Source organism: Streptomyces venezuelae, assembly GCF_008642295.1.
Lineage (GTDB): Bacteria > Actinomycetota > Actinomycetes > Streptomycetales > Streptomycetaceae > Streptomyces > Streptomyces venezuelae_C.
In genome coordinates this window covers 5,177,055-5,201,816 of the sequence record NZ_CP029190.1, presented here as the reverse complement: position 1 = coordinate 5,201,816, position 24,762 = coordinate 5,177,055, and the positions used below count along the sequence as shown (strand labels likewise).

Annotated in this window: 25 protein-coding genes, 1 tRNA gene and 2 pseudogenes; 12 read left to right on the top strand and 16 right to left on the bottom strand. The window is 69.4% G+C overall.

The features are described 5' to 3' along the window. Positions 1–7 precede the first annotated feature (7 nt). From DEJ50_RS23420 to DEJ50_RS34765, 3 genes are all read right to left on the bottom strand, one after another. Positions 8–406 carry a TRADD-N-associated membrane domain-containing protein gene (locus DEJ50_RS23420; RefSeq protein ID WP_223837882.1) on the bottom strand — a complete coding sequence of 133 codons (399 nt, stop codon included), beginning with the start codon at positions 404–406 and terminating at the stop codon, positions 8–10. A 263-nt stretch (positions 407–669) separates the two neighbouring features. Then, positions 670–1,191 (bottom strand): hypothetical protein, encoded by a 522-nt coding sequence (locus tag DEJ50_RS23415; protein WP_150210048.1) that lies wholly within the window; start codon positions 1,189–1,191, stop codon positions 670–672. An 817-nt stretch (positions 1,192–2,008) separates the two neighbouring features. Beyond that, positions 2,009–2,323 carry a hypothetical protein gene (locus DEJ50_RS34765; protein ID WP_223837881.1) on the bottom strand — a complete coding sequence of 105 codons (315 nt, stop codon included), beginning with the start codon at positions 2,321–2,323 and terminating at the stop codon, positions 2,009–2,011. A gap of 422 nt (positions 2,324–2,745) precedes the next feature. Here DEJ50_RS34765 and DEJ50_RS23400 point away from each other — a divergent pair, with 422 nt between their 5' ends. Both DEJ50_RS23400 and DEJ50_RS23395 read left to right on the top strand, forming a co-directional pair. Next, positions 2,746–3,204 (top strand): helix-turn-helix domain-containing protein, encoded by a 459-nt coding sequence (locus DEJ50_RS23400; RefSeq protein WP_150210044.1) that lies wholly within the window; start codon positions 2,746–2,748, stop codon positions 3,202–3,204. A gap of 3 nt (positions 3,205–3,207) precedes the next feature. Continuing rightward, on the top strand, positions 3,208–3,765 hold the full coding sequence (locus DEJ50_RS23395; protein ID WP_150210042.1) for a PIN domain-containing protein: 558 nt from the start codon (positions 3,208–3,210) through the stop codon (positions 3,763–3,765). A 229-nt stretch (positions 3,766–3,994) separates the two neighbouring features. On the opposite strand, the gene DEJ50_RS23390 is transcribed toward DEJ50_RS23395, so the two are convergent. Then, a complete protein-coding gene (locus tag DEJ50_RS23390; RefSeq protein ID WP_223838160.1) occupies positions 3,995–4,612 on the bottom strand; it encodes an HNH endonuclease signature motif containing protein in 618 nt (205 codons plus the stop codon). Between the two features lie 215 nt (positions 4,613–4,827). Between DEJ50_RS23390 and DEJ50_RS34055 the strand changes: the two genes are divergently transcribed. The 4 genes and pseudogenes from DEJ50_RS34055 (at position 4,828) to DEJ50_RS23375 (ending at position 6,649) form a co-directional block, all read left to right on the top strand. After that, positions 4,828–4,977: a hypothetical protein gene (locus DEJ50_RS34055; RefSeq protein WP_190344656.1), complete on the top strand. Its 150-nt coding sequence runs from the start codon at positions 4,828–4,830 to the stop codon at positions 4,975–4,977. A 161-nt stretch (positions 4,978–5,138) separates the two neighbouring features. Then, positions 5,139–5,312 (top strand): annotated as a pseudogene (locus tag DEJ50_RS34045) (replication initiation protein); the annotation flags it as partial. Continuing rightward, entirely contained in the window at positions 5,309–5,497 is a 189-nt protein-coding gene (locus DEJ50_RS23380; protein ID WP_150210036.1) for a helix-turn-helix domain-containing protein, read from the top strand. The pseudogene DEJ50_RS34045 and the gene DEJ50_RS23380, both read left to right, overlap by 4 nt. Beyond that, a pseudogene (locus DEJ50_RS23375) lies at positions 5,497–6,649 on the top strand (tyrosine-type recombinase/integrase). Before DEJ50_RS23380 ends, DEJ50_RS23375 begins: the two are co-directional and overlap by 1 nt. A gap of 69 nt (positions 6,650–6,718) precedes the next feature. Here DEJ50_RS23375 and DEJ50_RS23370 read toward each other — a convergent pair. Then, a tRNA-Val gene (locus DEJ50_RS23370) sits at positions 6,719–6,790 on the bottom strand. A 115-nt stretch (positions 6,791–6,905) separates the two neighbouring features. Between DEJ50_RS23370 and DEJ50_RS23365 the strand changes: the two genes are divergently transcribed. The 3 genes from DEJ50_RS23365 (at position 6,906) to DEJ50_RS23355 (ending at position 9,225) form a co-directional block, all read left to right on the top strand. Beyond that, the gene (locus DEJ50_RS23365) at positions 6,906–8,150 is read left to right on the top strand and encodes a hypothetical protein (protein ID WP_411757635.1); all 1,245 of its coding nucleotides are present in this window, start codon (positions 6,906–6,908) and stop codon (positions 8,148–8,150) included. A 94-nt stretch (positions 8,151–8,244) separates the two neighbouring features. Continuing rightward, the gene (locus tag DEJ50_RS23360) at positions 8,245–8,964 is read left to right on the top strand and encodes a DUF4383 domain-containing protein (RefSeq protein ID WP_317852562.1); all 720 of its coding nucleotides are present in this window, start codon (positions 8,245–8,247) and stop codon (positions 8,962–8,964) included. 39 nt (positions 8,965–9,003) lie between these two features. Beyond that, positions 9,004–9,225, top strand: a complete 222-nt coding sequence (locus DEJ50_RS23355) for an FmdB family zinc ribbon protein (RefSeq protein WP_150210032.1) — start codon at positions 9,004–9,006, stop codon at positions 9,223–9,225. Positions 9,226–9,255: 30 nt separating this feature from the next. On the opposite strand, the gene DEJ50_RS23350 is transcribed toward DEJ50_RS23355, so the two are convergent. The 4 genes from DEJ50_RS23350 to DEJ50_RS23335 are packed head-to-tail and all read right to left on the bottom strand — an operon-like array spanning position 9,256 to position 14,481. After that, positions 9,256–9,915 (bottom strand): O-methyltransferase, encoded by a 660-nt coding sequence (locus DEJ50_RS23350; RefSeq protein ID WP_150210030.1) that lies wholly within the window; start codon positions 9,913–9,915, stop codon positions 9,256–9,258. After that, entirely contained in the window at positions 9,912–10,739 is an 828-nt protein-coding gene (locus DEJ50_RS23345) for an HAD family hydrolase (RefSeq protein WP_150210028.1), read from the bottom strand. Before DEJ50_RS23345 ends, DEJ50_RS23350 begins: the two co-directional genes overlap by 4 nt. After that, a complete protein-coding gene (locus tag DEJ50_RS23340) occupies positions 10,736–13,303 on the bottom strand; it encodes a phosphoribosyltransferase (RefSeq protein ID WP_150210027.1) in 2,568 nt (855 codons plus the stop codon). The genes DEJ50_RS23345 and DEJ50_RS23340 overlap by 4 nt, the downstream gene beginning before the upstream one ends. Continuing rightward, positions 13,303–14,481, bottom strand: a complete 1,179-nt coding sequence (locus DEJ50_RS23335) for an HpcH/HpaI aldolase/citrate lyase family protein (protein WP_150210025.1) — start codon at positions 14,479–14,481, stop codon at positions 13,303–13,305. The genes DEJ50_RS23340 and DEJ50_RS23335 overlap by 1 nt, the downstream gene beginning before the upstream one ends. Positions 14,482–14,707: 226 nt before the next feature. On the opposite strand from DEJ50_RS23335, the gene DEJ50_RS23330 reads away from it, so the two are divergent. After that, a complete protein-coding gene (locus DEJ50_RS23330) occupies positions 14,708–15,535 on the top strand; it encodes a TerD family protein (protein WP_150210023.1) in 828 nt (275 codons plus the stop codon). A gap of 15 nt (positions 15,536–15,550) precedes the next feature. Here DEJ50_RS23330 and DEJ50_RS23325 read toward each other — a convergent pair whose 3' ends face one another. The 6 genes from DEJ50_RS23325 to DEJ50_RS23300 all read right to left on the bottom strand — a co-directional run bounded on the left by DEJ50_RS23325 (position 15,551) and on the right by DEJ50_RS23300 (position 19,928). Further along, on the bottom strand, positions 15,551–16,294 hold the full coding sequence (locus tag DEJ50_RS23325; RefSeq protein WP_150210022.1) for a Tellurium resistance: 744 nt from the start codon (positions 16,292–16,294) through the stop codon (positions 15,551–15,553). 81 nt (positions 16,295–16,375) lie between these two features. Beyond that, positions 16,376–17,497, bottom strand: coding sequence for a DUF475 domain-containing protein (locus tag DEJ50_RS23320; RefSeq protein ID WP_150212308.1), 1,122 nt, complete (start codon positions 17,495–17,497; stop codon positions 16,376–16,378). A 25-nt stretch (positions 17,498–17,522) separates the two neighbouring features. Beyond that, entirely contained in the window at positions 17,523–18,098 is a 576-nt protein-coding gene (locus tag DEJ50_RS23315) for a TerD family protein (protein ID WP_150210020.1), read from the bottom strand. A 97-nt stretch (positions 18,099–18,195) separates the two neighbouring features. Continuing rightward, positions 18,196–18,771, bottom strand: coding sequence for a TerD family protein (locus DEJ50_RS23310; RefSeq protein WP_150210018.1), 576 nt, complete (start codon positions 18,769–18,771; stop codon positions 18,196–18,198). Positions 18,772–18,902: 131 nt separating this feature from the next. Next, a complete protein-coding gene (locus DEJ50_RS23305; RefSeq protein WP_150210016.1) occupies positions 18,903–19,361 on the bottom strand; it encodes a peroxiredoxin in 459 nt (152 codons plus the stop codon). A 135-nt stretch (positions 19,362–19,496) separates the two neighbouring features. After that, positions 19,497–19,928 (bottom strand): DUF3052 domain-containing protein, encoded by a 432-nt coding sequence (locus tag DEJ50_RS23300; protein ID WP_190344654.1) that lies wholly within the window; start codon positions 19,926–19,928, stop codon positions 19,497–19,499. 437 nt (positions 19,929–20,365) lie between these two features. Here DEJ50_RS23300 and aceE point away from each other — a divergent pair, with 437 nt between their 5' ends. Continuing rightward, a complete protein-coding gene (gene aceE / locus DEJ50_RS23295; protein WP_150210013.1) occupies positions 20,366–23,098 on the top strand; it encodes a pyruvate dehydrogenase (acetyl-transferring), homodimeric type in 2,733 nt (910 codons plus the stop codon). A gap of 191 nt (positions 23,099–23,289) precedes the next feature. Continuing rightward, positions 23,290–24,123, top strand: a complete 834-nt coding sequence (locus DEJ50_RS23290; protein ID WP_150210011.1) for a potassium channel family protein — start codon at positions 23,290–23,292, stop codon at positions 24,121–24,123. Here the strand turns inward: DEJ50_RS23290 and DEJ50_RS23285 are convergent. Then, positions 24,120–24,572 (bottom strand): peptidase inhibitor family I36 protein, encoded by a 453-nt coding sequence (locus DEJ50_RS23285; RefSeq protein ID WP_150210009.1) that lies wholly within the window; start codon positions 24,570–24,572, stop codon positions 24,120–24,122. The two genes, DEJ50_RS23290 and DEJ50_RS23285, sit on opposite strands and share 4 nt — an antisense overlap. Between the last annotated feature and the right edge of the window lie 190 nt (positions 24,573–24,762).

The window sequence follows — 24,762 nt, the reverse complement described above, 5'->3', positions numbered from 1 at the left end:
ACCCCCACTATGCCTCCGGCAGCGCGGCCCCGGACAGCTTGATGATCAGGCCCGCCTGGAGCCGGGCCTTCAGCACCGGATCGCCAACCTCGGCGATCAGCTGCACAGCCTGCCGGGTGGTCTCGGCCGCCCGCCGGTCGTCCCGCAGCGAGGCGGCCTGCTCGGCCATGTGCCGGAGCGCAAGATCGGCCCGCCGATGGAACAGCTGCCCGATCAGCGCGACCACCACCCCCACCGAACTGGTCACGATCCCCAGATAGAGATCCCCACCGCCCTCGGCCTTCCACACGGCCAGCGCCACCCCGAACAGCAAAATCCCGGCCCCGAACCCGGCGAACAGCTGACTGGCCAGAAAACTGCTGCGCGCCTGCGTCAGCCCGTACGCGTAGTACTCCACGAGCAGCACCGTGAACTCATCCCGCCGCCCCCCGCCCCTTCCGGAGTCAACGTACTTCCCCCCACCCTCACCCTCCACCTGAGCCAGCAACCGCTCCCGCTCCACCCCCCGCCGCCGCTCAAACCCCCGCCCCAGCCACCCCATCCACCCCACGCCGACACCTCCCCACACCCAGCCCTGACTGACTGCCCTCCACCCCCCACCCCCACGCCCCGACCGACGCCGTTCGCGGAACGGGCGTGGAAGGAGCGACAAACGGTCGGCCGGAGGTCTTATCGAGCGTTGTTCTGCTCACTCCCTGACCGGATGCGCCGGTACACCGGCGGCTGGAGATCGTCTCGCATCAACTGCTGCAGAGACTCCAAATCCGCAAAGAACGGCCCTATGACGCGCTGGTACTCAGGCGCTTCAACTCCCGCCGCATGCACGACGAGTAAATCGCGAGCTTCGCGAAGCTGCTGGTAGACCGCCGCAGCCGCTCGGTAGACGTGATCAGGCGCAGCCAGGGCCAACTCCCGGAGCACAGACTTGGCATCGGAGTACTGCGGGTCATTGAGGAAGGCATCATGCACCGCCTGCTGCCTTGCGGCCCCGTGCTCCTCCTGATAGGCCATTTGTGTCATGCGGCTATGGGCTTGAGCCAGGGAGGTCAGGAACCGCACATAGACCATGCGTTTCGTTTCGGCCCATAGCTGATCTTTCTCTCGGCGCGCACGCAAGACGTCCGTGAGCAACGTCGCCCCGATCCCAAAAACAGCGCCGACTGCGGCTACGGCCAGAGTCCCCCACTCCATTCGCACACAGTACGGGTCCCCTCACGCACGGTCCATACAGCGCGCGGCCACCGACCCGAACGCATCAGCACCGCATGGGCCACCACCCCCTACAACGTGGTGGCTTGCTTCGAATTGGACTTCCTCGTTGACGACGTGTGCATCGAACAGGCCCTCGAAGCCCGGCGATGCCGCCACCAAGTCCCGCACCAGCTGAATATCCCGCTCCACAGCACCCCCTCCCTGAGCGCTCACGATGGATCCACTCCGGTTCCGAAGGTGATCGGCCGGACAAGTCCTGGCCGGGGGAACGGAAGCGGCCGGCCTGAAGCCGTACGAGTACTGCTCCGCCATCGCCAACAACCCCGGCGGTCGGAGGACGGCGTGAACCGCCGCGAACACCCGCCCACCCGAGCTGCACCGAGGGTCACTCGCGCCGGGTTCCCGCAGACAGCGTCGGCAGCATCTGGCAACGCAGCGAAGGCCGTTACGAGGCCTGCTGTTCGCGGCCGGGGTGGCACCTCGTGGCCGACAGCGGCCGGCGGGAGGCCATGGAGCACGGGACCGGCTGCTGCGCCGCCGACGGCGGCCGAGTAGCCATTGCCGTCGCTCTTAGCCGTCAAAGGCCCCCCGCCGTGATTGGCGGGGGCCTTCTGACCGGTGGGCGCGGACGGTTTCGAACCGCCGACATCTGCTTTGTAAGCTCGCCCGGCGCCCGCTCCTCGCCCCTCCACCCCCAGGACCCGACGCCTGTGCGCGACCGCCCGCCACCGTCAGTGTTCACCGGCGTTGATGTCACCCGCGGATGTCAGCTCCGGCGGCGGCTGGCCCGGTGCCCTCACTCCTCGTCGCAGCGCTCCAAGACCAAGCCCACGGACCCGTCCTCCAGTCCGTTGCTGTCTTCGAGGTGCAGGTGGGCGCCATCGTGAACCCCATCGCCGGCCAACACGAGCAGATGCCCGGCAAGCGTCCTGAGACCCGCGGCATTGGCCTCGATGACGACCTCTCCCCCAAGGTTCCGCACCTCGATCCACGCGTCCGCGTCCCACGTGAAGACAAGCGCAGCACCATCGGCCGCAGCCGTGACGTGGGTGCTCTCGAGACCATAATGCCGCTCACGGCACGCGGCTCCGGAGGCCCCGTGTGTTCTCATGAGTCTCTCCAGGTCAGCAACCTACGGGCGGCAAGCCGAGCCCTTGTCGGTCCACGAATAGGCCACAGCTCGCAGAAGAGCCAGTTGGATATCACCCTGCGGTCACGTGGGCACAGAGGCTGCGCTGCCGATACCTGCCGGGGACCTCGGCGCCCATGGCTGCCCAGGCTCGGCCGCCGGGCACGCCCAGCCTGATAGGCCAGGGCCCCCACCGTGTCTGGCAACACAGTCGGCGCAAGGAGTGCGGCTTGACTGTCAGCACGAGCGTGCGAACAGACCACGAAATGCCTGTTCAGCGCCGTGCACCACAGGTTCCAGCCACACGGTGGCGGCTTCCAGATGTTGCGCTTATTTCGACTGTTTCAGATACTGTAGCCGTCGGTCGTAGGCGCGCCGCCTACCTGAGCAGCGAGGGGTGCGAAATGACCAAGACAGATATCAGGCCAGTGACGATCCCCCCGGAGCAGACCGCCTCCACCAACCGGGCCCTACAGCGTGTCCGTAGCTACCTGGAGGCCCACAAGGACCGCCGCGAGATCACCGTCACGGTCGAGGACGGCGAGCCAGAGCAGCTGACGCTGCCCCGTGAGGCTGTAGAGCTCCTCGCCGGCCTGCTTGCCCATCTGGGAGCAGGTCGCGGTGTCTCCGTGGTTCCAGCAGACGCGGAACTGACCACCCAGCAGGCGGCTGACATGCTCAACGTGTCCCGACCGTTCCTCGTGGGACTTCTCAACGCCGGTGAGATCGAGTATCGACACGTGGGGACTCACCGCAGGATCAAGGCTTCGTCACTCATGGAGTACAAGCAGCAGGACGACCTGAGGCGTCGCACTGCCGCCGATGAGCTCACCGAGCTCGGCCAGGAGATGGGAATGATGTAGTCAATGGCTTTCGTCGCCATCTATGACGCTAATGTGCTCTACCCGAGCGTCCTGCGTGACGTGCTTATCCGTGTTGGTGCCGCAGGCCTGGTGCAGGCGAAATGGACGGATAGAATCCTTGACGAAACTTTCCGAAACCTGAAGGCCAAAAGGCCCGATCTAGATGAAGGCAAACTAGATCGGACCCGCGTTGCAATGAAGGCTGCGATTCGGGACTGCATGGTCATTGGATACGAGCCCCTAATTGAAGCCATACGACTCCCGGATCCCGATGATCGCCACGTCCTGGCAGCAGCGATACGCGCCAAGGCTCAAGTCATTGTCACCTTTAACCTTAAAGATTTCCCGCAAGAGGCCTTGGCCCCCTGGGATGTGGAAGCAATCCATCCAGACGCATTCCTGGAAGCGCAGATCGACCTTAACCCGCAGATCATCTACGCTGTGCTTCAGCAGATAGCCGATGGTTGCAAGAAGCCGCCTCTTGTGGTCGCAGACCTAATTGAGAGCCTGGAGCGCACGGGCCTCGTCTCGTCTGTGGCAGCACTGCGGGCTCTGAGCTGAAATCAATCCGCATGCGCACCTCATCCAGCATCTTCGGACGGGGTGCGCAATGCTGTTTGGCGAACAGGGGAGCCGTGCCCTGAGTCCTGAGGTCTACTTGGGGGAAAACTTCCGAGCGCCCACCTGGGCAGTCTCCCAGCCTCTGAGCCACGTTGCTGGGGCTGCCGCTCGCGACTTGTGCGCTAACAGTACGTTGAGCCATCCGCACCCCACGCCTATCGCAGGTCCGCTACATTGAAAGTTCCTCGCAAACAATTAGGTGAAGTTGCGCAGAAGCGTCGGAGATTTCCTCGGCAATGTCGCGTCGTGCGAGCTGTTTAGGAATCGGGAACCGACTCTCATTAACTTCGTCGATCCAATCAGCTGCATGATAGAAAATCGCCCCGGCAAGATCGCGCGCTTCGGATTCTTTCCATACAGACTGGAAATCTGCCACAGCTCCCACAACCGAGGCGAACTTGGTCACAGCTTGGGTTCTGAGGTCTTCGACTGTATCAGGCTGGGAGGCCCTGCGGGATTTAGCTGCTGCATGCTTAGCCTCTGCGGGAATCCACTCTGCAAAACATGCCCGAAGTTCTTGGTAGGTTGCGAGTCGGTCCGCCTGGCCTTCTCGGTTGCTGAGATTCCCCGAAAGTAGCGGATTCAAGTTCGCCTTGTACTGCCGCATGGCTTTCAGGCCTATAGGGCCGTGTGGGTCGTCAAAACGAGTGTGGCATGTTGGGCAAAGTGCAATTAGGTTCTTGAATTCATGCTTCCGCACCTTCGACCACGGGACGATGTGTGCGATCTCCACGGGAGTCGCCTTGCAGGTTGGGATGGCGCAGCGGTGGCCAGCCTCGATGAGCACACGCCGGCGTAGTTCGCTGGGCACTTTCGGTCGCTTTGCTGCCACGCCTGCATGCTAGTCGTCTGAGCTGACAGGCCATGTGCCCTTTAACGACAGGGCGCCCTCATCACGAACCGTCGGCAGACGCAGGACGGGCCCCGGGCATCCCGGAGTCGGAGCGCCCCCGCCGGAGGCACCGCACCAGAGGGAAAGCGGCGCGCCTCCAAGCGGGCCAGATGCGTAACGGCTTCCCCGCCGTGCACATCACGCTCGGCGGCCGGGACCGTACCGGCACCCTGCGCACCATCACCGCTCATTGCCCTGTCTGCCACGGCACCGGCACCCGCCGCTCCACCCGCCGTCTCAGCCGGACGGTGAACGCGTGACCGACTCCGCGACCCTCGCGGACCTGGACCCCGGCCTCCTCGGCGACATGCTGAGGGTGGCCGGGGCTTCCGGATACGCCCGCTGGGAAGACCAGATACGCCGTACCGGCGGCTGCTCCGACCCGATCCACATCACGGGCTGGACCGTCGCCAACGACTGGGACGCCGAGCCGGACACCGTGCTCGTCCTCGCCTCCTGGCAGTACGCCGGCCACGGGCACTCGCCCGGCGAATCCGTCCTGGCCGCGACCATCGCCCGAGACATCCAGCTCAACCGTCGGACCGCAAGCGGGGCCCTGCACGACCAACTCGTCCTGGAAGGAGCCGCGTCATGACCACCGCCGCCCCCGAACTGCTGACCGTGCCCGAGGTCATGGAGCTGCTCAGGCTCGGGCGCTCGACCGTCTACGACCTGATCCTGTCCCGGCGGCTCGTGTCCATCACCATCGGCCGCGCCCGCCGCATCCCCGCTGACGCCGTCCGGAGATTCATCGACCACGAGATCGGGGAGGCTTCCTGATGGCCACACAACGCAAGCGCAACCCAACGGTGCCGGCACCATCACCCAGCGGAAGGACGGGCGTTATCAGGCGGCCGTGTACGTCCTCCAGCCCGACGGCACCCGCGCCCGGAAGTTCGCCTGCGGCAAGTCCTGGACCGAGTGCGATACCTAGCGGCGTGAGCTGCTCGCCAAGGTGGACCAAGGCGTGCCTGTGCCCACCCGATCGGCGAAGCTCGCCGAGTGGCTGCCGTACTGGCTGGAGACCATCGTCCGGCCGCACCGCAAGCGCACAACGTACGTCAAGTACGAGACTCATGTCCGGCTCTACCTGGTGCCGTTGCTCGGTACGAAGCGGCTGGAGTCGCTGGGCGTCACCGATGTAGGCGGTCCCTGGCTCAGCTGCAGAAGCGCACCAGTGCGGCGACCGCCAAGGAGTCGCACCGAGTGCTGCGGACGGCCCTGGCAGCGGCCTGCCCGGAAGAACATGTCAGCCGGAACGTGGTGACGCTTGTCGAGCCGCCCAAGGTGCAGGTTCGCGAAATGTCGCCGTGGGAGCTGGACGAGACCCTGGACTTCCTCGCCGCCGCCCGCAAGGACCCGCTGCACCCCGCCTTCGTCCTCGCCATCGCCCTCGGCCTGCGGCGGGGTGAGTTGGTCGGGCTACGGTGGAAGAACGTTGATCTGGACAAGCGGGAGATCCGGGTTCGGAGCCAGCGCCAGCGTGTTCGGGGTGAGGCCTACGAGGACGACCCCAAAGGGCGACGGCGCCGGCAGACCCTGCCGCTGCCCGGGATCTGCGTCGCTCCCCTGCGCTGGCAGCGGATGCGGCAGGCCGCCATGCGAGAGAACGCGGGCGACAAGTGGGAGGAGACCGGGTACGTGTTCACCACTCGGACCGGGCGGCCCATCGAGCCGCGGAACGTCTATCGGTCCTTCACCCGCGTGGCGAGAGACGCCGGGCCCCGGGTCGTTCGGCTGCACGATGCCCGGCACGGAACCGCAACGTTGCTGACCGCCGCCGGGGTGCCGCCCCGGGTGGTGATGGAGATCCTGGGGCACTCGCAGATTGCCGTCACTATGAACGTCTACGCCCACGTCGTACAGGACACGCAGCGCGAGGCAGTCGGGCACATGGACCGGCTGCTCAGGACCCGGCGCGACCGTTCCTGACCGCCCCCGTTGATGTCAGATGTGGATGCCGAAGGCCCCCGCCGTGATGGGCGGGGGCCTTCTGACCGGTGGGCGCGGACGGTTTCGAACCGCCGACATCTGCTTTGTAAGAGCAGCGCTCTACCCCTGAGCTACGCACCCGTGGATGAGTGGACAGCCTACATGCAGGGCATGCCCCCGACGCAAACGACCGGGGGTGGGTGAGAATGGAGCGAGGCAGGGTGGGGCAGGGCGGACGCGGTACGGGAGAGGGATTGTGACGACGGCATCCCGGCGGTGGTTCGGTGGGCGGGACGAGAGCCGGCGGGCGGATGCGCAGGCCGCGAAGGATGCCGCCGCCGCGGCTTTCTACGAGCTGGACACCGCGCAGCGGGATCTGCGGATCTCGGTGGAGACCATCGCCGCGGTGGACGGGAGTCCGGCGGGCCGGCAGGCCGTCGAGGGGTTCGGGGCGCTGGGGCGGCGGATCGATGAGGTCAGCCACGCGTACATCGAGGCCGTCGACGCACACGATCTCGACCGGGTCGATCTGGATTCCGGGACCGCAGCACGTGCCAAGCAGCAGTTGGTGCGGGCGCGGGAGGACCTGGTCCGGGTCAAGGGGGAGCTGGAGCGGTTCGCGCAGGGGTTGCAGCCGTTGCTGGACCGGGCGGAGAGCCAGCTGGCGCAGGTGGCGCCGGCGCGGGAGCGGGCCAGGGCCGCGTTGCTGGCCGCCAGCAACGCGCTGGACGCGGTGCGGGCCGCCGGGATGCGGGCCGATGAGCTCGCGGCGCGGCTGGCCGCGCTCGGGCCGGAGCTGACCAAGCTGACCCAGGGGGCCGGGCAGCACGGCGTACCCGAGACGCTCCAGCGGGCCGACCGGATCCTGCGCGACGCGGAGGCCATACGCGCCGAGGCCGAGCGGCTGCCGGAGCGGGCCGCGGAGATGGACCGCCGGCTGGTGAGCCTGCGGACCCGGGCGCAGGCGCTGCGGAACCGCGCGGAGCGAGTCGATCCGGTGCTGAGCGAGCTGCGCCGCCGGTTCAGCGCGGCGTGCTGGCAGGACCTGCAGCCGGTGCCCGAGCAGGCCGCCCGGGACGTGGCGCATGCCGAGGAGCGGCTGCGGGAGGCGGGCAAGGCCCGGGAGGAGCAGCGGTGGGCGGACGCCACCGCGCTGTTCGGCACCGTACGGGCGCTCCTCGATTCCGTGGACGAGGCCGTTTCGGCTGCTCAGGACCGGCTGGCCCGGTTGGAGGCGGTGGCCCGGGATCCGCAGGTGGAAGTGCAGCGGACCCGGTTCGCGATCCGGGACGCGCAGCGGCTGGCGATGGAGGGCCGTACCGTGCCCGATCCCCGGCATGCGCGACCGCTGGACGAGGCGGTGGCCCGGGTGGACCGGGCGATGGCGGGCCTGGAGGACCGCCACCCCGACTACTGGCATTTCCTCCGGGAGCTGGAGGACGTACGGGAGGCCGTGGGCCGGGTGGTCGGCGACATCCGGGCTGGGCGTACTCCGCGCTGACCCTCCCGACGCCGGCGCCACCCGCAGTCGGAAGTTGTCGCCTGGGGCGGTGCGGCGGATGCTGGGGGCAGGGAACGGAGCAGAGGAGGGCGCCATGGCTGCCCACACGTCCCACAGGTTCCATACGTCGCATACGTCACGCAGGTCTCGGACGTCGCCCGCGGTCCCTCCGGAGTCGTATGCACCGCACGCGGCCTACGGGTGCACCGAGCCCCATGAGCATTACGCGCCCTACGTGGCCCACGAACCGTACGAGACCCACGAACCGGAACGCAGCCACCTGGTCCGGCGCCTGCTGCACCCGGTCAATGCCCGGCTCGACGACCATCTGCCCACCGATCACAAGCTGAGCAAGGTCTACCGGGTCGGCGCCGGCCTGACGGGCCTGCTGCTGGTCGTCTTCGGGATCCTGGGGCTCATCGACCGCATCGGGTTCTTCGACACCGGCGGCGACACGGTGCTCGCGCTGAACACCAACGGCGCGCTGAGCGTGCTGTCGATCTGCGTCGGGCTGCTGCTGTTCACCGGGATGGTCATCGGCGGGACCTTCGCCTCGACCCTGAACATCGTGCTGGGCCTGGCGTTCATCGCCAGCGGGTTCGTGAACCTGGCGCTGCTCGACACCGGGCTCAACTTCCTGGCCTTCGAGATCCAGAACGTGCTGTTCAGCTTTGTCGTCGGCGTGATGCTGATGTGGTTCGGGATGTACGGGCGGGTGGGCAGCGCCCTGCCGCACGACAACCCGTACTGGCGGGCCCGCCACCCCGAGCAGGCCGCCCGCGAGCAGCGGGCCGGCCTCGCCCACCGGCTCTGAAGCTGGTCCGCCGGGGCCGGCGCACCTTAGCCTGTGCGCATGCCTCGCTACGAATACCGCTGCCGGACCTGCGACGACACCTTCGAGGTCAGCCGTCCGATGGCCGAGTCCTCCGCCCCCGCCGACTGCCCCGCCGGGCACGCCGACACCGTCAAGCTCCTCTCCGCCGTCGCCGTCGCCGTCGGCGGGACGGGCAGCGCCCCCGCCGCCCCGGCCGGCGGAGGCGGCGGCGGGTGCTGCGGCGGCGGGGGCTGCTGCTAGAGGCCCCGGACGCCCCGGGCGCGGCAGAACCTAGGCACGGCGGGACAGGGTCAGGCCGTCCGAGATGGCCAGCAGGACGCTGTCCATCCGCCGGTCCGCGCGCACATGCTCGTTGAACGCCCGGATGACCGCGCCCGCACCCGTCTCGGACGGGTCCAGCACCGTGCCGTGGAACAGCGTGTTGTCGGTGACGATCAGGCCGCCCGGGCGGAGGCGCGGAACCAGTTCTTCCCAGTACGCGATCTGGTTGCCCTTGTCCGCGTCCACGTACGCCAGGTCGATGTGCGGCTCCGTGGGCATCGCGCGCAGCGTGTCCAGGGCCGGCGCGATCCGCAGGTCGATCCGGTCGGCGACACCCGCCTCCTCCCAGGCCCGGCGGCCGTACGCCGTCCACTCCTCGGAGATGTCGCAGGCGATGATCCGGCCGTCGGCCGGCAGGGCCTGGGCCATGGACAGGGTGGAGAAGCCGGTGAAGGTGCCGACCTCCACGATGTGCCGGGCGCCGGTCAGCCGGACCAGGAAGGCCAGCAGCGGGCCCTGCTCCTCCGCCGACTGCATGCCGGCCGAGTCCGGGAACTTCTCCCAGGTGGTCGCGATCAGCCCGCGCTGAACCGGGTCCAGCGGCGGGTTCTGCGCGAGCATGTAGGCGTACAACTCATCGGTGATTTTGGTGCTGTTGCCCTTGGTCATGGGGCCAGTGTGCCAACGCCCGCCGTCCTGCCGAATTCCCTGACGATCGTCTCGCCCGCCAGGACACCCGCCTCGGCCAGCGCCCGCACCCCCGGAGCGGTCCACTCCGAATCCGCCAGTTCACCGTGGCCGGGCCGCCAGGCCCGGTCCGCGGCCAGCAGCAGGTCCGCGTCCAGCAGCGAGTCGCCCGCCGCCAGGGTGAGCTCCGCGCCGGTGCGCCGGGCCACCTCCCGCATCGCCGCGCTCTTGGTCAGCGGGCGCGGCACCGCGTAGATCTTGCGGCCCTGGAGGGAAACCGTCCAGCCGCGGGACTCGGCCCACTCCGCCAGCGCCTTCAGCCACTCCTCCGGCACCAGCGCCCGCTCCACCACCAGGTAGGCGAACAGGTCCTCGGCCACCCGCGCCTTGCGCAGCCACGCCGGGTCCGCGACGGCCAGCAGGTGGGCGTGCACCTCCTCCAGCGGGGCGCACTCCTCCGCCAGCCGGGCCGCGACCGTGCGCCGCCAGGCCCGGTCCGGGACCCCGTCCACCAGCAGCTGTCCGCCGTTGGCGCAGATGGCGTACGGGGCCGGGCGGCCGGGGAAGTTGATCCGCTGGTACTGCTTGCGGGTACGGGTGGTGGTCGGGACGAAGACCACCGAGGGGTCCTCGGTGAGTTCCGCCAGCAGCGCGGCTGCCGTCTCCGTCATGAAGGAGAGCGGCCTGCCCTCGTGGATCTCCACGCACAGCAGCCGCGGGGCCTCCGGGTCCGGCATGGTCAGCCCGAGGGCCGCCGCCGAGTAGATGAGCGTACGGTCCAGATCGCTTGCTACCAGGACAGTCACGAGGTGGCCACAGCCTTTCCGTCGGCGCCGGTCGCGCCGCGTGTGAAGCGGGGGTGGATGAGTCCTACGCAGGTGTACGGCAGCCCGTCGACCTCCTCGACCGGCACCCCGCGCTGCTCGGCGAGCAGCCGTACGTGGTCCAGGTCGGCCCCGGCACCGCGCTGGGCCAGGATCTTCCACGGCACCCGGCGCAGCAGCACCCGGGTGGTCTCGCCGACGCCCGGCTTGACCAGGTTCACATCGTGGATGCCGTACTCCTCGCTGATGCGCTCCACCGCCGCCCAGCCCTCCCAGGTGGGGGCGCGGTCGGCGGCCGGCAGGTCCTTGAGCTCGGCCTCGACGGCGTCGGCGACCTCGTCGAAACGGGCGGCGACGGTGTCCACGAAGGCGGTGGAGACATCCGCGGCGGCCAGCTCGCGGTAGAACTTCGCGCCGTGGAAGTCGGCCGGACCGACCAGGTCGGATCTGAGCACCGTACGGGATATGAGTCCGGACACGGTGGAGTTGAGGCAGGCGGAGGGGATCAGGAAGTCCTCGCGGGTGCCGTAGGTGGAGACGCAGCCGCCGGGGTCGGCCAGGACCACGATCTCCGGGTCGAAGCCCGGGCCCCCCTCGATCTGGTTGTGGGCCCGCAGTGCCTCGCGCAGTTCGCGGGTGATGGCGCCCTTGCCGGTCCAGCCGTCGACGAAGACCACGTCGGCCGGGTCGTGGTGGGCGGCCAGCCAGCGCAGGGCGTTGGCGTCGATGCCGCGGCCCCGCACGATGGAGACGGCGTAGTGCGGGAGGTCCAGGCCGTGCCGGTGGGCGGCCCAGCGGCGCATCAGGACGCCGACCGGGGTCCCGGCGCGGGCCAGCGAGACCAGGACCGGACGCGGGGACCGTTCGGCGAGGACGGTTTCGGTGACCGTGCCGACGGCGCGGGCGATCCGGGCGGCGGAGGCGGTCAGCGCCTCGGTGTAGAGCCGCTGGTAGGCGGCGCTGGGCTGGTACTCCACGGGCAGCGACTCGGCGTAGTGCGCGCCGCCCGCCTGGATGGCCTCCTCGCGCTCCTCGGTCGGGGCCTCGAGCTCGACGCCGGAGAGGTCCTGGAGGAGCCAGCCGACGTCCTCCGGGGCGTACGAGGAGAAGGCGGGGCCGCGCAACGGCTCGGGCAGCATGATCGGCTCCTGCCGGTCGGTTGCGCACGGAGGCGCGTACGGGGGCGTGTACGGGGGCGTGTACGAGGGGACGACCGCGAGCAGGATCCGGCCGGTGTGCGGGCGCAGCTCGGCCAGCAGGCCGGACTGGAGTTCGGGAGTGTCCCCGGCCGAGTCGACCACCACGACCACGGTGTCGAACCCGGCTCCGGCGACGTTGTACGCGAAACGGGCGCCGGGGCCGTCGGCCGGAGCGTCGTGGGCGGGGAACTCCAGCCGGGTGCGGATGGCATAGCCGGGGTCGTCCACGGCGAGCACGGGCGAGCGGGTGGTGGTGGAGAACCGGACCTCGGTGGCCGCCCCGCTCTCCTCGAGGGCGGTGGCGAGCCGCAGCGGGGCGTACATCAGCTCTTCGTTGCCGAGTACGAGGACCCGGCCGGGCCGCGCTCCGAGTGCCGCGGCCAGCTGTCCGCCGAGGCGGGGCAACGCTTCGTCCAGCCGGACCCGGTGCGCGGGCGTGAAGCCGTGTCGGCCACCGTCCGGAACACCGGCAGGCCAGTCGAGGACGACCCGCCGGACTCCGCCCGGACCGGACGGCGCGGCCGGGGCTCCGGCTCCGGCTCCGGCCGGCTGCGCCTCGTACTCCGCGACCAGGGCCCGGCCGCGCTCCAGCACGCCCTCCGGCAGGTGCACCGTGCCGCTCGCCAGGGCGATCAGGTCGACCCGGGCGCCGAGCTCGGCGGCGAAGGCGGCGAGCCGGTCCCGGTCGGCCGGGGAACGCATGTCGACCAGGGCCACCACCACGTAGTGCTCGCGCGGGTACCGGGAGTGCAGATCGCGGATGGTGTTGAGAACCGTGTTCCCGGTGGAGAACTCGTCGTCCACCAGGACCAGCGGCCCCGACCCGGCCAGCAGCTGCGGGTCCTCGGGCAGCAGCAGGTGGGAGGTGGCGTGCGAGTGGGACTCCTCGAAGCCGCCGGCCGGGGTCAGGCCCGGGACCGGGCGGCGGGTGGAGTGCAGGTAGGGGGCGACGCCCAGGCCGTCGGCCACGCAGTGGCCCAGCCCGGTCGCGGTCTCCGCGTAGCCGAGGACCACCGCCGACCCGGCGGCCTCGCCGAGCAGCTCCCGGACCCGCTCGCCGAGCCCGTACCCGGCGGCACGGACCACGGACGGGGACTGCGGGACGTGCTTGCCGAGCACCTGCGAAACCAGCAGGTGGGCCCGCTTGGGGTTGCGCCGCAGCGCCAGCCCGAGCAGCCCCGTCAGCCCCGTCGGCCCCGCATCCGCGCCCCCGCCCGCGCCCGCACCCCCGGCCGCACCGGCGCTCGCGCCCTCCAGCCGTATGCCCAGCCGTTCCGCGACCCACGTACCCGACCACACCGTGTCGATCGTCTTGCCTTCCGTCGCCTTCGTCACCCGCCCGGACATCACACCTGGAGTCCGGCCGTGAGCAGGTCGACAAAGCCGACCTCCTCCTTTGCCACCCCGAAGACCTCGGCGCGCAGCATGGTGCGCTCGGCCCAGGCCCGGTGGGGCTTCACCTCGTTCATTTTGTTCGTATAAGCCGACCGCAGCACCCCGCCGCCGCCCTGCTCCGGCCGCAGGATGTCCTGGGCGTCGCTGAATTCCTCGTGGGAGACCACCGACAGGGCGTGCACGGGGGTGGTGTGCGTGGGGTGGATACAGGTCTTGCCGAGCAGGCCGTTCGCCCGGTCGAGCTCGATCTCGCGCAGCAGCCCGTCCAGGTCGTGCTCGATGAGCGCGGTGCGCAGCTCCTCGGCCCGGCCCTCCAGGAAGGGGCTGCGGCGCAGCTGGGGCTTGAACATGCGCTGCTGGTGGCGGAAGTACTCCCAGACCGGGCCGGTGACCGTGAATCCGGTGCCGTCGGCCCGGCTGAGCACGTTGACCACGTCGGCGATCACGCCGGCGACGATCTGGACGTCGTACGCGGTCATGTCGGGCGTGCGGCGCAGCCCGTAGGCGGAGCAGAAGTCGGTGACGCCGAGGCGGAGGGCGAGGACCCGCTCGCGGTGCAGGTTGACCGTCCGCGAGATGCCGGCGAGAGCCTCGACCCGGGTTTCGAGGTGCAGCAGCTCGGGGGATTCCAGGACCGGCATGGCGTACAGCCGCTGTCCGACCGCGGTCTCGGCGGCTTCGACGGCCTCCAGGAAGGCGATTCCGCGGTTCTCGGTGAATTTGGGAAGAACGAATCCGGCCAATCGGCGGACGCTGCCGCCGAGCCGGGTCACCAGGTCCGGGATCTGCTCCGGGGTACGGACCCGGATGAAGAGCAGGGGGAGCTCGGCGGCCCCGGCGTCCGCGGTCTGCGCATCGAGCTCGGCGAACTGCCGGACCAGGTTGTCCTCACCGCCCTCGACCTCGGCGTCGCCGATGGAATCCTCCAGGCAGAGCACCATGGACACGACTCCGCGGGCGGCCTGCTTGCGGATGTCGGCGGCCAGTCGGGGGCGGGTCGCGGGGCTGTAGAGGGTGGCGCCGAGGGCAGCCGCGAGGATGCGCACCGGCGAGTCGGCGGTGAATTCGTTCGGCTCCCGGTGGAAGAGGTCCTTGCGGACCGCGGGCGCTATGTGCCCGAAATGACGCATCTGCTTCCCCCGTACTGCTTCGGCGGCCCATCTGCCGTGGCCGGTAATAGTACGTACGAATGAGATTCAAGAGTTCCTCAAGTACATGAAATCCAGGTAACCCTCTTGCACCATGCACGCGGCCCGGACCCCCCACAAGGGCCGTCACAGCCCCCGCACAACACCTTGCCCCCGCTACGGGGGGCCGCATTGTCCCGCTCCGCCCCACCAGGGCAGGATGACGGGCATGACGCACGCGATGCAGAAGGGCTCGAACATCCCGGTGACCGCCGCCTCGGTCCGGGCTGTGCTGCGCTGGACCAACGGCCCCGAGGTGCCGGACGTGGACGCCTCGGCGCTGCTCGTGGGCCCGGACGGGCGGGTGCGCTCGGATGAGGACTTCGTGTTCTACAACCAGCCGCGGCACCCCTCCGGGGCGGTGTGGCGGCTCGGGAAGAAGCGGATCGGCGAGGCGGTCACCGACGCCGTGCAGGCCGACCTCGGCTCGGTCACGGCACAGGTGGACCGGATCCTGGTGGTGGCCTCGGCCGAGGACGTCCCCTTCGAACGGGTCCAGGACCTGAGGATCCTGCTGTACGACGCCACGGGCGCGGGCGGCGCGGAGCCGCTCGCCTACTTCGACGTACGGCCCGAGACCGGCGGTGAGACGGCGCTGATCTGCGGGGAGCTGTACCGGCGGGGCGATGCCTGGAAGTTCCGGGCGCTCGGAGAGGGCTACTCCAACGGGCTGGTGGGCCTCGCCACCGACCACGGGATCTCGGTGGACGAAACCGGTGATGCCGCGGAATCCGCCGGAGCCGCCGATGCCCCGGCCTCCTCGGAGGCCCCCGCGGGGGCCGGAGGGCGGCAGCCCGCCGAGGCCGCGACCACGGCGATGCGACCGCCGGCCCCGGCCGTGCCGCCGCTGCCGGCCGCGCCGCCCACCCAGGCCCCGCCGGCCGCGCAGCCCGCGTACGGGTACCCGCAGCCGGTGTCCCCGGCCCCGGTGCCGGTGCCGGGGGGCGATTCCTCCTTCCGGCTGCCGCTCCAGGGCCCGCAGTTCATCCGGCGGTAGCCGGCCGGGGCCGGGTCAGCTCTTGGTGGTCTTGTAGCCCCGGCCCCACTGGAGCCCCCAGCCGTACAGCCGGTCCAGCTCGGCCTGGAACCCGTACACGAACCGGACCTCCCGGCGGACGATCAGTTCGCCCTTGACGGTCTCCAGGGAGACCACGGCGCAGGAACGGGCCTCCGGGGCGCGCTCGTCCAGCGGGACCTCGATCCGCGGCCCGGTGCTCGGGTACAGGGTCACCATGGCGTGCGTCCGGTCGAAGGCCGGGGTCTGGTCGTAGATGTAGACGAAGACCAGCAGCCGTTTGATCTCCTCGGCGTGGTCGAGGTTGATGTACAGGGTCTCCCCGGAGCCCGAGCCGAACCGGTCGTCCCCGCTGAGCTTGATGTACGGCGGGTCGTTGAGGTCGCCGAGCAGGGTGCCCAGGGGCTGGACCACGCCCCGGGTGCCGTCCGTCAGCTCGTACAGGCAGCCCATGTCCAGGTCGACGTTGACCATGCCCTGGGTGTGCGCCTGGACCATGTCGGGTTTGAAGAGTTTGAACGGATGGCGGAACAGCTGTCCGCTCTGGCCCGACCGGCCGCCGTCGAAGTCGGAGCTCCGCATCCGCCAGGACAGGTTGACCCGCAGGTTTCCGGTGACCGCCCCCTGTTTGGTCAGGGAGACCGTCGGATGCCGCCTGGTCAGCTCGATCGCACTCGACGACGTGCTGCCCGACTGGAACTGTGCCGCCCGGCCGCCCCGGAGCCCGTCGAAGAACCCCATGCCATTTCCCCCCACCTCGAAAACCCCGACAGGGGCGGCCGGAAGGCCGCCCCTGTCAATGGTTCCGCATGTGCGGGTGGGTCATGCCTTGGCGGCCGGCCCCGTGGCTGCTTCCAGTTCCATCCGCTTGTTGCGGCGGACCGAGGACCAGAAGGAGGCGGCGATCAGCACGACACCGATGGTGCCGGTGATGAGCTCGCTGATCTCGTGCTCGATGGTGATGAGCAGGATGACGGCGAGCGCGCCGATGGCGTAGTGCGCGCCGTGCTCCAGGTAGACGTAGTCGTCCAGGGTGCCCTGGCGGACCAGGTAGACCGTGAGCGACCGGACGTACATGGCACCGATGCCGAGGCCGAGCGCCATCCAGAAGATGTGGTTGGTGATCGCGAACGCGCCGATGACCCCGTCGAAGGAGAAGGACGCGTCGAGGACCTCGAGGTAGAGGAAGAGGAAGAACGCCGCCTTGCCGGCCAGGCCGACCGCGGAGACCGGCTTGCCGGCCGCCTTGGCCTTCTCCTCCTCCTCGTGCTCGCGCTCCTCTTCCTCTTCGAGCTTGTTCTCGAAGTAGGAGGAGAGACCGCCGACGATGAGGTACGTGATCAGACCGGCGACGCCGGAGAGCAGCACGGTGGAGGACTTGTCCGCATGACCGGTGCTGGTGTGGGCGTTGGTGGCGAAGGTCATCGCCGTGGCCAGCAGCGCGATCAGGGCGATGCAGACCGAGAGCATGTCGACCTTGCCGAGCTTGGCCAGGGGCCGCTCCAGCCAGGCCAGCCACTTGTGGTCACGGTCCTCGAAGATGAAGTCCAGGAAGATCATCAGCAGGAACATGCCACCGAACGCGGCGATCGCCGGGTGGGCGTCGGTGACCAGCGCCTCGTACCGCTCGGGCTCGTCCAGCGCGAGCTGGATCGCCTCGATCGGCCCGACCTGGGCGCTGATCGCGACGATGGCGACGGGGAAGACCAGTCGCATACCGAACACCGCGATGAGAATGCCGATGGTGAGGAAGATCTTCTGCCAGAAGGCATTCATCTTCTTCAGGATTCCGGCATTGACGACCGCATTGTCGAAGGACAGCGAGATCTCGAGGATCGACAGGATCAGTACGACCCCGAACGCCTCCCACCCCCACTGCCATGCGGCGAAGGCAAGGCCGAGCGCCGTGATGGCGAACGACCAGCCGAAGGTTTTCAGGACCACTGGCACCCCATGATCTTGTACGGCTTTACGAAACGTTGACCCCGAAGTCTAGAGCGATGCCCCTGAGGCCCGACGCGTACCCCTGCCCCACCGCACGGAACTTCCATTCGCCCCCGTACCGGTAGACCTCACCGAAGATCATTGCGGTCTCGCTGGAGGCGTCCTCGGAGAGGTCGTAGCGGGCCAGTTCCTGGTTGTCCGCCTCGTTCACCACGCGGATGAACGCATTGGTGACCTGGCCGAACGTCTGCCGGCGGGCGTCCGCATCGTGGATCGAGACCGGGAAGACGATCTTGTCCACCTCGGCCGGCACCGCGGTCAGGTCGATGATGATCGATTCGTCGTCCCCGTCGCCCTCGCCGGTGAGATTGTCACCTGTGTGCTCGACGGAGCCCTCGGGGCTCTTGAGGTTGTTGTAGAAGACGAAGTACTGGTCCCCGAGCACCCGGCCGCCGTTGCACAGCAGCGCACTGGCGTCGAGGTCGAAGTCCGCCCCCGTGGTGGAGCGCGCGTCCCAGCCGAGACCGACCAGGATCCGGGTCAGGTTCGGTGCGGCCTTGGAGAGGGAGACATTGCCCCCCTTGGCGAGTGTGACGCCCATGTTGTGGTCCTCCCCGGACGACGTGGTGATGGCAAAGCCGTCCGGCGCCGCACACGGTCAGTGCACGGCGCCGGACGGGTGAACCTGCTCCGCAGGCTCAGACGTTCACGCCGAAGTCCTGCGCGATGCCGCGCAGGCCCGAGGCGTAGCCCTGCCCGATGGCACGGAACTTCCACTCCGCGCCGTTGCGGTACAGCTCGCCGAAGACCATGGCGGTCTCGGTCGAGGCGTCCTCGCTCAGGTCGTAGCGGGCGAGCTCGGTGTTGTCGGCCTGGTTCACCACGCGGATGAACGCGTTGCGAACCTGGCCGAAACTCTGCTGGCGGGTCTCGGCGTCGTAGATCGACACCGGGAAGACGATGCGGTGCACGTCGGCCGGGACACCGGCGAGGTTCACCTTGATCTGCTCGTCGTCGCCCTCGCCCTCACCGGTGAGGTTGTCACCGGTGTGCTCCACCGAGCCGTCGGGGCTCTTGAGGTTGTTGAAGAAGACGAAATTGCCGTCGCCGGCGACCTTGCCCTGGTCGTTGGTGAGCAGCGCGCTGGCGTCGAGGTCGAACTCGGTGCCGGTGGTGGTGCGAGCGTCCCAGCCCAGACCGACGATGACCGCCGTCAGGTTGGGGGCGGCCTTGGTCAGCGAGACGTTGCCGCCCTTGCTGAGGCTGACTCCCACGGATCCTCCATTGGGTTCTTGTGTGGGGCGGGGCCCCGTAGTGCGGTTGCTACCGGATCAACGGTTGGATCCTAGTGACGGGTTCCCGACATGGGCACCCTTTGCACCGGAACGCGCCACCGGCGACCGGCTCAGAGGCTGTCGATGGCCGCGATGTACTCGTTCAGGTCCCGGGCGTCCGGCAGGCCGTTGACGACGGTCCAGCGCACGATGCCGTCCTTGTCGATGACGAAGGTGCCGCGCACCGCGCAGCCCTTCTCCTCGTCGAAGACGCCGTAGGCGCGGGAGGTCTCGCCGTGCGGCCAGAAGTCCGAGAGCAGCGGGTACTCCAGCCCCTCCTGCTCGGCGAAGACGCGCAGGGTGGGCACGGAGTCGTTGGAGACGGCGAGCAGCTGGACCTCGTCGTTCTGGAAGCGCGGCAGCTGGTCGCGCAGCTCGCAGAGCTCGCCGGTGCACACACCGGTGAAGGCGAAGGGGTAGAAGAGCAGGACCACGTTCTTCTCGCCGCGGAAGTCCGAGAGCCGGACCGTCGCGCCGTGGTTGTCCTTGAGCTCGAAGTCCGGGGCCTTGTTTCCGACCTCGATCGCCATCTCTCGCATCCCTTCGGTGGGCATGGGGCTGTCAGGGCAAAGCTTAGACACCCCCGCGCGGGGCGGGAGAAAAGCCTCGGGCCCCCACCGACCGGTGTCGGCGGGGGCCCGTCCGCTGGATTGCGGGCGCTTGTGTCAGCGCTTGGACTTTGCGGCCTTGGGGGTCATCAGGCGGCTGGCGACCCACTCCTTGCCGACGCTGACGCTCTTGGTCTGCGACAGCCCCGCGGTCGAGGCGGCCTCGCTGATGTCACTGGCCTCCACGTAACCGGGCCGGCCGGTCTTCGGGGTCAGCAGCAGGATCAGGGCGTTGTCCTCGACCAGCTCGGTGGCATCGACCAGGGCGTCCGTCAGATCGCCGTCGTCCTCACGGAACCACAGCACCACGGCGTCGGCCACGTCGTCGTAGTCCTCGTCGACGAGGTCGTTGGCGATGTGGTCCTCAATGACCTCGCGGAAATCCTGATCGACGTCCTCGTCGTAGCCGATCTCCTGGACCACCTGGTCGGACTGGAAACCCAGCCGGGCGGCCAGACTGGTCTCCGCGTGGTCCGCGGTCGCGCTCACGGGGTGCCTCCTGCTCATGTTCGGTGATTGTCTTCGGGCCGCGCGCGTACGCGCAGCATTGGGCGTAGTCCACACGGGCGCGGCGGATCGCGCAAGTACCCGGCCGTCAAGACCGTCGAAACGGTGACGATTACGGCTGTCTCGACGCACTCCGGTGACTCATCCCACACCATTGCAGCCTATTCGGCATCGTTGAGGACTTTCTTACCTGTTTGAGGGACGAACGGCCCTACGGACCTGCTGAATGGGTTGGGCGTAAGGTTGCGATTTGGCCGGACCCGTCCCGAACCGGTCCCCCGGCACGTCCCCGGCACCAGACGCAGTCGCCGGAAGTTCCAGGGGTTACCTAGCGGTACAGGTGACGATGACGGCCTGGCGGTACACGATGGGAGGCGGTGTGACTCAGGGCACGACTCCCCCGACAGCGAAGGAACAGCGTGGCTTCCGCATCCGATCGCAACCCGATCATCATTGGCGGCCTGCCGAGTCAGGTCCCGGACTTCGATCCGGAGGAGACCCGGGAGTGGCTCGACTCCCTGGACGCTGCCGTCGACGAGCGGGGCCGTGAGCGGGCCCGGTACCTGATGCTGCGGCTGATCGAGCGGGCCCGCGAGAAGCGCGTGGCCGTGCCGGAGATGCGCAGCACGGACTACGTCAACACCATCGCCACCAAGGACGAGCCGTTCTTCCCCGGCAACGAGGAGATCGAGCGGAAGGTCCTGAACGCCACCCGCTGGAACGCGGCCGTGATGGTCTCGCGCGCCCAGCGCCCGGGCATCGGGGTGGGCGGCCACATCGCCACCTTCGCCTCCTCCGCCTCCCTCTACGACGTGGGTTTCAACCACTTCTTCCGGGGCAAGGACGAGGGGGACGGCGGCGACCAGATCTTCTTCCAGGGCCACGCCTCCCCCGGTGTGTACGCCCGCGCCTACCTGCTGGACCGGCTCTCCGAGCAGCAGCTGGACGCCTTCCGCCAGGAGAAGTCGAAGGCCCCGTACGGCCTGTCCAGCTACCCGCACCCGCGGCTGATGCCCGATTTCTGGGAGTTCCCGACCGTCTCGATGGGCCTGGGCCCGATCGGCGCGATCTACCAGGCCCGGATGAACCGGTACATGGAGGCGCGCGGGATCGCGGACACCTCCAAGTCACACGTTTGGGCGTACCTCGGCGACGGCGAGATGGACGAGCCGGAGTCGCTCGGCCAGCTGACCCTCGCCGCCCGCGAGGGCCTGGACAACCTGACCTTCGTGGTCAACTGCAACCTGCAGCGGCTCGACGGTCCGGTCCGCGGCAACGGCAAGGTCATCCAGGAGCTGGAGTCCGTCTTCCGCGGCGCCGGCTGGAACGTGATCAAGCTGATCTGGGACCGCTCCTGGGACCCGCTGCTGGCCCAGGACCGCGACGGCATCCTGGTCAACAAGATGAACACCACGCCGGACGGGCAGTTCCAGACGTACGCGACCGAGACCGGCGGATACATCCGCGACCACTTCTTCGGCGACGACCACCGGCTGCGCGCCATGGTCGAGAACATGACCGACGCCCAGATCCTGCACCTGGGACGCGGCGGCCACGACCACAAGAAGATCTACGCGGCGTATGCGGCGGCCAAGGCCCACAAGGGCCAGCCGACGGTGATCCTGGCCAAGACCATCAAGGGCTGGACGCTGGGTCCGAACTTCGAGGGCCGCAACGCCACCCACCAGATGAAGAAGCTGACGGTCGACGACCTCAAGGGCTTCCGGGACCGGCTGCACCTCCCGATCACGGACGCGCAGCTGGAGGGCGGCCTGCCGCCGTACTACCACCCGGGCCCGAAGTCCGAGGAGATCCAGTACATGCACGACCGGCGCAGCGCGCTGGGCGGGTACGTACCGACCCGGGTGGTGCGCGCCAAGCCGCTGGCGCTGCCGGACGACAAGACCTACGCGGCGGCCAAGAAGGGCTCCGGCCAGCAGTCGATCGCGACGACCATGGCCTTCGTCCGCATCCTGAAGGACCTGATGCGGGACAAGGAGATCGGCAAGCGGTTCGTGCTGATCGCCCCGGACGAGTACCGCACCTTCGGCATGGACGCCTTCTTCCCGAGCGCCAAGATCTACAACCCGCTGGGCCAGCAGTACGAGGCGGTCGACCGCGACCTGCTGCTCGCGTACAAGGAGTCGCCGACCGGCCAGATGCTGCACGACGGCATCTCGGAAGCGGGCTGCACGGCCTCGCTGATCGCCGCCGGCTCGGCGTACGCCACCCACGGCGAGCCGCTGATCCCGGTCTACGTCTTCTACTCGATGTTCGGCTTCCAGCGCACCGGCGACCAGTTCTGGCAGATGGCCGACCAGCTGGCGCGCGGGTTCGTGCTGGGTGCCACGGCCGGCCGGACCACCCTGACGGGTGAAGGCCTCCAGCACGCCGACGGCCACTCGCAGCTGCTGGCCTCGACCAACCCGGGCTGTGTGGCCTACGACCCGGCCTACGGCTACGAGATCGCGCACATCGTCAAGGACGGTCTGCGGCGGATGTACGGGCCCGAGGCGGAGGACGTCTTCTACTACCTGACCGTCTACAACGAGCCGATCCAGCACCCGGCCGAGCCGGCCGATGTGGACGTGGACGGCATCCTCAAGGGCATCCACCGGGTGTCGGTGGGCCAGACGGGTGCCATCCCGGCGCAGATCATGGCCTCGGGCGTGGGCGTGCCGTGGGCGCTGGAGGCCCAGCGGCTGCTGGCGGCGGAGTGGAACGTGCGGGCGGACGTCTGGTCGGCGACCTCCTGGAACGAGCTGCGCCGGGAGGCCGTCGAGGTGGAGGAGCACAACATGCTCCACCCGGAGGAGGAGCAGCGGGTTCCGTATGTGACCCGGAAGCTGTCGGGCGCGGAGGGCCCGTTCGTGGCGGTCTCCGACTGGATGCGCTCGGTGCCGGACCAGATCTCCCGGTGGGTTCCGGGGGCGTACACCTCACTGGGTGCGGACGGCTTCGGCTTCGCCGACACCCGGGGTGCGGCCCGCCGGTTCTTCCACATCGACGCGCAGTCGGTGGTGCTGGCGGTGCTGACCGAGCTCGCCAAGGAGGGCCGGATCGACCGCTCGGTGCTGAAGCAGGCCGTCGACCGGTACCAGCTGCTGGACGTGGCCGCGGCCGACCCGGGTGCGGCGGGCGGCGACGCCTGACCGCCGCGGGGCGGCGGGGCGACCGGGGCCGGCTCGGCTCCCGGTGCCGGGGCGCGGGGCGTTGCCCCGCCCCCGCCCCGCCTCCCTGCCCCCCGTCCTCGCTCCTCGCGCTGAGTTCTTCGCCGACGCAGCTCCGGTCCGGCCGGGGCTGCGTCGGTGTGTGCGTTTACGGGTTCTTTACGATGCCCTGCATGAAGGAAGAGTCCCGCCAGGTGCGCTGGGAGCGGCGCACCCAGCTCCCCCTGCTGTTGCTCGCCGTGGCGTTCGCGGTGGCCTATGCCGTGCCGATCGTGGTGCCGGAGGCGAGCCCCGCGGTACAGCGGGCGTGCCTGCACGCCGAATGGGCGGTGTGGGGAGCCTTTGCGCTGGACTACTGCGTCCGGCTGCGCCTGGCGGAGGACCGGCGGCTGTTCGTCCGCACCCACTGGCTGGATCTGGCCGCGGTCCTGCTGCCGCTGATCCAGCCGCTGCGGCTGCTGCGGCTGGTGTCCACCCTGCTGCTGGTGGGCCGAAGGGCCCGGATGGCTCCGCAGGTGCAGCTGACCACCTATGTGGCGGGCTCGGTGGTGGGGCTGATGATGTTCGGCTCGCTGGCCGTGCTGAGCGTGGAGCGGGACGCGCCGGGCGGCAACATCAAGAACCTCGGCGATGCGGTGTGGTGGTCGTTCACGACCATGACCACGGTCGGCTACGGGGACCACTCCCCCACCACCGGCCTCGGCCGGGTGCTGGCGGTGGGGCTGATGCTGTCCGGGATCGCCCTGCTCGGTGTGGTCACCGCCAATATCGCCGCCTGGTTCATCTCCCGCTTCGAGCGGGACGACCAGGTGGAGCGGGCGCAGCTGGCGGCGATCCGGGAGCTCCAGGGAGAGGTGCGCGCGCTGCGCGCCGAGCTCGGCCGGCTGTCCGCGGGCGGCCCCGCCGTCCCGCCCGGGCCCGGCGGCGTACCCGCACAGGCCCCGGACGGGGCGGCCTCCGGACCGGCCCCCGGATCGGCCCACGGGCCGACGGTGGGCGCTGTCTAGTTCTCCCAGACCTTGAACGCGCGGATCTGGTACGGGGATTGCGGCAGCCAGACCCCGTCACCGGGATAGGTCTGGAACTCCCCCGTCTCGGCGCACACCTCCGACTGGTACGTGGTCACCGGCCGGCCGAGCCGGTTGGCCAGGGACTGCACGGTCTTCCCGGCGGGCAGCGGGGTGCAGCCGTCCACGTCGACCCCGCTCAGCTCGTGGACCTGCCGGGTCCCCTGGAAGGCGGGTTTGGCCCACAGGCAGAGCTGGCCGGTGGCGCAGGGCCCGAGCGCCGGCGGGGCGCCGGCCCGGGCGCCGGGCTTGTCCCGGCCCGCCGGGACGGCCTGCGTCGCGGTGGCTTCCGGGGATGTCTGGGGGACGAGGGCGAGGGCGGCGGTGGCGGTGGCAGCGGCGGCCAGCACGCCGGCGGCGAGGGCCAGGGCCAGGGAAGGGGTACGCATCACGGTCAACTCCTTCTACGGCGAGTCCCCCGCACGGGTGGCCAGGGTGGCCGAGGGGCCCGTACGGATCGCCGTGACACCACGCTGACCTGCGAAGATGCCGGGCGGAAGACCGCCGGGAGCGGATCATCCGAATAGGGGAAGGCCCGCCCGGGCCGCCCGGGTGGGCACCGCGGGCGCGCGGAGTTGA